Annotated in this window: 3 protein-coding genes; all 3 read right to left on the bottom strand. The window is 66.2% G+C overall.

All coding sequences use genetic code 11. From position 1 onward, the window contains the following. On the bottom strand, nucleotides 1-1,425 hold a 1,425-nt coding region (gene glnE / locus AACR77_RS20765), incomplete at its 3' end, for a bifunctional [glutamate--ammonia ligase]-adenylyl-L-tyrosine phosphorylase/[glutamate--ammonia-ligase] adenylyltransferase (protein ID WP_042881558.1). Between the two features lie 135 nt (nucleotides 1,426-1,560). Further along, nucleotides 1,561-2,001, bottom strand: coding sequence for a GNAT family N-acetyltransferase (locus AACR77_RS20760; protein ID WP_010675667.1), 441 nt, complete (start codon nucleotides 1,999-2,001; stop codon nucleotides 1,561-1,563). 107 nt (nucleotides 2,002-2,108) lie between these two features. Then, a partial coding sequence (locus AACR77_RS20755; protein WP_042881556.1) for a methyl-accepting chemotaxis protein occupies nucleotides 2,109-2,695 on the bottom strand: 587 nt, incomplete at its 5' end.

Below are 2,695 nucleotides of genomic sequence, written 5' to 3'. Positions count from 1 at the left end.
CTCGGCGGCATCAAGCTCGGTGCGCCAGAGATCGAGCCAGAGCTGTTCCAGGTGGGCGGGGGCCTCCTTCTCTTCCCCCACCACGGCGACGAACTCCTGATGGACGGCGGCCATCTCCTCATCGAGGTGGGCCATGAAGGCGTCCCAGTCGGTAAAGCCGAGGGTGGTGATGAGCCGCTGGCGATCCCGATCCTCGGTGGGCAGAGTCTGGGTCTGCTGATCGCCGATCTCCTGCAAGATGTTTTCCACCCGGCGCAGGAAGCGATAGGCGGTGAGCAGGCGTTCGCACTGGCTCCCCTCCAGGGCACCCCCCTGGGCGATGGCGGCCAGCGCCTCGGGCAGGTGGCGTACCCGCAGGGCGGGCTCGCGCCCGCCACGGATGAGTTGCAGCGCCTGGGCGATGAACTCCACCTCGCGAATGCCCCCGGCCCCCAGCTTGATGTTGCCCTCCAGTCCCTTGCGGCGCACCTCGGCGGCGATCATCGCCTTCATCTGGCGCAGGCCGTCGATGACGCCGAAGTCGATATAGCGGCGGAACACGAAGGGGCGCAGCAGTTCGGTCAGGGCCATGGCGTGTTCGCACTGGGGGCCCAGCACCCGTGCCTTGACCATGGCGTAGCGCTCCCAGTTGCGGCCGTGATGCTGGTAGTAGTCCTCCATGGCGGCGAAGGAGATGGCGAGCGGCCCCGCATCGCCAAAGGGGCGCAGCCGCATGTCGACCCGGAACACCTGACCATCCTGGGTGGGCTGGTGGAGGGCGTTGATGAGACGCTGCCCCAGCTTGATGAAGAACTGCTGGTTGGCGAGCTCCCGCCGCCCGCCAACGGTGTAGCCGTTCTCGGGGAAGGTGAAGATAAGGTCGATGTCCGAGGAGAAGTTGAGCTCGCCGCCGCCGAGCTTGCCCATCCCGAGGATGAGCAGCGGCTGGGGGTTACCATCGCCGTCCATGGGGGTGCCCAGCTCGCTGCACTGTTTGGCGTAGAGCCAGTCGCGGGCTCCACAGATGAGGGCATCCGCCAGCTTGGTGAGATGGATGAAGCTCTCTTCGACCTCGGACTCCCCGAGCAGCTCGCGCCAGGCGATCACCAGCATGCGGCTGCGGCGGAACTGGCGCAGGATGCGCTTGAGCGCCTCCTCGTCCGCGACCTCGGCGAGCAGGGCTGCGAGTTCAGGTTCATAGGCGGGCCAGCGCTCGGCCCGGGTCAGTGCGTCCGATGCCAGGGTCTCGGCCAGCAGCCCCGGTTGCTTGATGAGGGAGTCAGCGACAAAGTCGGAGAGGCCGAGCAGGGTCAGCAGGGTCTGGCGGGTGGGCTCGGGCAGTGCGTCATACTGGGGCGCCAGGGCGAGCAGCCGCTGCCAGTGGCGCAGGGCCTGCTCCTGCAACAAGGGAGAGAAGGCGGAGAAAGAGGGAGAGTGCTGGGCCACGGTTGCCATCCTTGTGGTTGACGAGTCTGCAGGGAGAGTGAAATGCCGGCTGCCAATCTAGCACTCCCGGGCGCTGGCGTCACAGCGCCGCTGCCCGGAAGGTGATCCGGCGACGGATCTGGCGATCGGCCGGGCTCAGGGACGCCGGTAGATCTCGGGGTCGTAGATTTCCATCAGGCTGCCGGGGCTTCTCGGCGGAACAAAACCGAAGCCGGCGTAGAGGCCGTGGGCATCGGAGGTGGCGAGGGAGAGACGGCGCAGCCCTTGCAGCTCCGGGTGGGCGAGGATGGCGGCCACCAGGGCCTTGCTGTGACCGCGCCCGCGATGTTCGGGCAGCACGAAGACGTCGGCGAGATAACCGAAGGTGGCCTTGTCGGTGATGACCCGGGCGAAGGCGACCTGCTGGCCGTCGAGATAGGCTCCGAAGCACAGGGAGTGGTTGATGGCCCGCTGCAGGGTGGCGAGGGGAATGCCGAGGCACCAGTAGGCCTCTTCACTGAGGAAACGGTGAATGAGCGGGACGTCGAGGCGCCCCTTGTCGTCGCTTATCTCAAGCGCACGTTCTGTGGTCTGCATCCTGGCTCCTTGCCGTGATGAAAAAAGAAAGGCCCCTAAGGGGGCCTTCCAGTGTACTCAAATCACGACCTCAGGCCAGCCTGAAGGTTTGACAATGGGTGCCAGCATCAGGCCAGCTTGAAGGCCTGGATATGGCTGTCCAGCGTCTGGCTGTGGTGTTCCACCAGTTCGGAGGCATCTTTCAGCTCCCGCAGCACCACGACGGAGCCTTCCACCACCTGTTTGACCTGCTCCAGGTTGGCATTCATCTCCTCGGCGACCGAGCTCTGCTGCTCGGAGGCGGCGGCGATCTGGCGGTTCATGTCGGCCACTCCCTGCACCCGCTGCACTATGGTGTCGAGCTGGGTACCTGCCTGGGTCACCTGCTCCACCCCCTTGTCCGCCTGCTGCACGCTCTCGGCCATCAGGCCGACGGCCTGGCGGGCGTTGCCCTGAAGCTGCTCGATCATCTTCTGGATCTCGACGGTGGCCGCCTGGGCACGGTTCGCGAGTTCGCGCACCTCGGAGGCGACCACGGCAAAACCGCGACCCGCCTCACCGGCGCGGGCGGCCTCGATGGCGGCGTTCAGGGCCAGCAGGTTGGTCTGCTCCGAGATGCTGCGGATGGTGTCCACCACGGAGCCGATGCGATCGACCCCGTGCTCCACTTCGTTGACCACGGTGGAGGAGCGCTGGATGTTGCCGGAGAGAGTGT

The organism is Aeromonas sp. ZOR0002 (assembly GCF_963866995.1).
In the GTDB taxonomy this organism is placed as follows: domain Bacteria; phylum Pseudomonadota; class Gammaproteobacteria; order Enterobacterales; family Aeromonadaceae; genus Aeromonas; species Aeromonas caviae.
Note: the sequence above shows the minus strand (reverse complement) of the source record. Positions and strands in the feature narration are given on the sequence as shown.